Source organism: Planctomycetota bacterium, from assembly GCA_026387035.1.
Taxonomy (GTDB): domain Bacteria; phylum Planctomycetota; class Phycisphaerae; order FEN-1346; family FEN-1346; genus JAPLMM01.
In genome coordinates this window covers 1-3471 of record JAPLMM010000063.1, presented here as the reverse complement: position 1 = coordinate 3471, position 3471 = coordinate 1, and the positions used below count along the sequence as shown (strand labels likewise).

The window sequence follows — 3471 nt, the reverse complement described above, 5'->3', positions numbered from 1 at the left end:
CCCCAAGATCATGGACGTCAAGTTCACCAGCCACCTGGAAGAAGAACTGGACAAGGTGGAGGAGGCGAAGGTAGAATCGCTGAAGGTCATCCGGGAGTTTTGGGAACCGTTCTCCGAGGCCCTTGAGAAAGCGAGCGAAGAAATGACGAGCGCAAAGAACAACGTCGACGAGAATGCCGGGCCGTGCCCCGAGTGCAGCAAGCCGCTCGTCAAGCGGTGGTCGAAGCGAGGGGCGTTCCTCGGCTGCAGCGGCTTCCCCGATTGCAAGCACACGCAGCCGCTGGAAGGCGAAGCACGCCCGCAGGCGAAACCGACCGAACACAAGTGCGAAAAGTGCGGGGGGACGATGCTGCTGAGACTGAACGAACGCAGGGAGCCGTTCCTCGGCTGCGAGAACTTCCCGAAATGCCGCAGCACCCTCCCCTGCGACGCCGAAGGGAACCCCGTCAAGCCCGAGCCGACCGGCGAGGTCTGCGAAAAGTGCGGCGCGGAGATGGTGGTCAAACGCGGGCGGCGAGGCCCGTTCCTGGCGTGCTCGGCCTTTCCAAAGTGCCGAAACGCCAAGCCTCTGGCGGGCGAAAAACGCGCGGGCGGCAAGAAGGCGGCCGACACCGGCAGTGCATCGGCGGGTGACACTGGTCCCGGTCCCGACCTGTCGGGAGGACCCGCCAGTGCTTCGCGACCGCCGAAGGCCAAGGCCGAGCCCACCGACCAGACTTGCCCGGACTGCAGCCAGCCGATGGTCATCCGCTCCGGAAGCCGGGGGCGATTCCTCGGCTGCTCCGGCTACCCCAAGTGCCGGCACACCGAGAATCTGCCGGACGATCTGAAATAGTGGCCGGAAGGAAAAGGACTCCCGGTGTTATTCCCTCTGTAGACACTGGTGGGCAAGCCACCAGTGCCACCCCGCCGCCGACCGCAAAGCGTTTGCATCGCGGCGCGCTTCCGCTATAGTGCGATGCCACGGGGCAACGGGCGAGGCGGCCGCCGATGCGCATCACGGTCCTGGGGTCGGGAACGAGCCACGGCGTGCCGATGATCGGATGCCGGTGCCCGGTCTGCACGTCGGTGGACCCCCGCAATCGCCGCCTCCGCACGAGTGCCGCCGTCCAGATGGGTGCGCGGACGCTCCTCATCGACACGACGCCGGACCTCAGGCTCCAGGCGATAACCCACGGCCTGGACCGCGCCGACGCCGTCTGCTTCACGCACGCTCACGCGGACCACATCATGGGCTTCGACGAGTTGCGTCGGTTCGGCGAAATCAGCGGGCGGTGCGTCCCGGTGTACGCGACGCCTGCGACGCTCGCGCGGCTTCAGCCGACGTTCGACTATGCGATCACGGACGCGGGCTTCCTGTTCGGCATCCCGCTGGTGGAGTGGCACGCCTGGACGGAGCCGGTGGAACTCTGGGACCATCGCCTGACGCCGGTGAGCCTCATGCACGGCGTGCACCCGGCGACGGGCGTGCGGATTGACGCGCCGGAAGGGTCGTCGCTCGCGTGGTGCCCGGACTGCTGCGGCATGCCGAAAGAGTCGAAAGCCCTGCTGCGGGGGCTGGACGTCCTTTTCCTAGACGGCCTGCGCCACGAGCCGCATCCTACTCATTTCACCGTGTCCGAAGCGGTCGAGGCGATCCGGGAACTCGCACCCCGGCAAGCCTATCTCGTGCACATGACGCACGACCTGGACCACGCCCGGACGGAAGCCACGCTGCCGACGTTGAAGGAAGTGCCTGGCGGCGTGCGGTTGGCGTACGACGGCCTCGTGTTTAACGTCCAGCGCCAGAGGGCGTAGGGCCCCTCGCCACACGGACGGCCGAAACCCCATTCCCCACGTGTCCAGTGAGGCGGCCCCGGGCGGCCGGAGGCCGATGCGGGGAGATTCCAGCGGTATAGCGGCCCAAGGGGGCCCTTCTGGGCAGAGACGGGAATGGCTTGAAGTCGGGCGGCGTGGCGGCTAGTATTCCATACGGGAAGCGGTTTCGCGAACCGACGGGCACGGGGCACGCCGCGGGCGAGGCAAGGTAAACATGAAGACACACTGGCACCGGAAAAACGCGGATCGGGGCTTCACGCTCGTCGAACTGCTGATCGTGATCGTGATCATCGCGATCCTGGCGGGCCTCCTGTTTCCGGCCATCACGGCGGCTTTCGACGCCGCTCAGAGTCTCGAGTGCCGCAACAATCTTAAGGAAATCGCTCAGGCGGTCTTGCGGTATGCCAACGAAAACGACGGCGTCATCGTGCCGGCGTACGACGAGGAGGCGGGCTTGAGGTGGGCGAATATCCTGGTGATGCGCGGTTATGTGAAGGCGACGAATCTCGTCGCGAAGCCCAACGAGGACCCGCTGGAGAAACGCAGCATCCTGCTATGTCCCTCGACCCTGCCGGAGAAAAATTCGATGTCGACCAACCCTGTCAGCCCTTTTGATGACAAGGCCCAGGGGTGGTACGAGATGGGGATGGCCACGCACAAGGTGGCCTGCTCCTACTACTGGAATGGATGCGCGGAAACTGGGCTCACCTACTGGCGCCAGTTTCCGTCGCTCTACATACCGGGCAACGATCCGAACAAGAAACAATACCTCCACTACCTGACGGAGATTCAGCAGCGGACGAGAACCGTGATGGCGATGGACGGCCTTTCTATAAACGCCCAGATACCTTCGAAACGCGGCCGAATCGCCGCCCGTCATCGCGGCAAATATGGAAAACGCAGCCGCACCAACATCGTCTTCTACGACGGCCATGCCGAGGAATACGAGTGGACCCTGGACTACACGAAAACCCCTCCCTGGAAGGACGATCTGCTCTGGGCCACGACCGAACTGCGCGCCACTTCCAACCTCATCTTCCGGCTGGACGATCAGAACTACGCGCCGCCTTAGGAGTAGAAATAGGGAACGCACGCCCCCACCGAGGCGGCGGGACGGCATGTCTGCGGACGCGGCCTGAGAAAAAAAGCGCGTCGGCGGCGAAGCCGGCGCGCCGGTCCTTTGCGCGGCTCGTTCGGCCTCAGATATCCCCGTTGACCTTGAGCCAGGCGAGGATCCGGCCGGCCGTTTCTTCGGGCGAGAAACAGTCGGTCGGAATCTCGTAATGGCAGGCGGCTAAATACTTCGGTCGCCGCTCCTCCAGGAGGTTCCTGATTTCGGCGATGCCGCCGGAATCCGTCAGGTTCGGCCGCTCGGCCGCCGTCTTCGGATCCGCTTGCATCCGATCCCAGATCGTTTCGGGCGATGCCGTCAGAAGCACCACGCGACCCCCCGCGCGGAGGGCCCGGGCGTTGGCCTCGTCGAGGACCGCGCCACCCCCGGCGCTAATCACCTGGCGATCGTGCGCCGCTACGTCGGCGATCGTCTCGCGTTCGCGCCGGCGGAAATCCGGCCACCCTTCCTCGGCCACGATTTCCTTGATGCTCCAGCCGGCCCGTTCCTGAACGAGCGTATCGGTGTCCACGAGCGGCCAG

General features: G+C 65.1%; 4 protein-coding genes. 3 read left to right on the top strand and 1 reads right to left on the bottom strand.

Going from position 1 to position 3471, the window contains the following annotated elements; genetic code table 11:
* The 3 genes from NTX40_01940 to NTX40_01930 all read left to right on the top strand — a co-directional run.
* Nucleotides 1-835, top strand: an 835-nt coding sequence (locus NTX40_01940; protein ID MCX5647846.1) for a topoisomerase DNA-binding C4 zinc finger domain-containing protein, incomplete at its 5' end; no start/stop codon positions are given.
* 155 nt (nucleotides 836-990) lie between these two features.
* Complete coding sequence (locus tag NTX40_01935; protein ID MCX5647845.1) at nucleotides 991-1797, top strand: MBL fold metallo-hydrolase; 807 nt, start codon at nucleotides 991-993, stop codon at nucleotides 1795-1797.
* A gap of 235 nt (nucleotides 1798-2032) precedes the next feature.
* Nucleotides 2033-2890 carry a prepilin-type N-terminal cleavage/methylation domain-containing protein gene (locus NTX40_01930; protein ID MCX5647844.1) on the top strand — a complete coding sequence of 286 codons (858 nt, stop codon included), beginning with the start codon at nucleotides 2033-2035 and terminating at the stop codon, nucleotides 2888-2890.
* A 127-nt stretch (nucleotides 2891-3017) separates the two neighbouring features.
* Here the strand turns inward: NTX40_01930 and NTX40_01925 are convergent.
* Nucleotides 3018-3471: shikimate kinase (locus NTX40_01925; protein ID MCX5647843.1), on the bottom strand; the 454-nt coding region annotated here is incomplete at its 5' end.

Coding starts and splice junctions, on each gene's coding strand:
- NTX40_01935 (MCX5647845.1), top strand. CDS start 991: ATGCGCATCACGGTCCTGGGGTCGGGAACGAGCCACGGCGTGCCGATG.
- NTX40_01930 (MCX5647844.1), top strand. CDS start 2,033: ATGAAGACACACTGGCACCGGAAAAACGCGGATCGGGGCTTCACGCTC.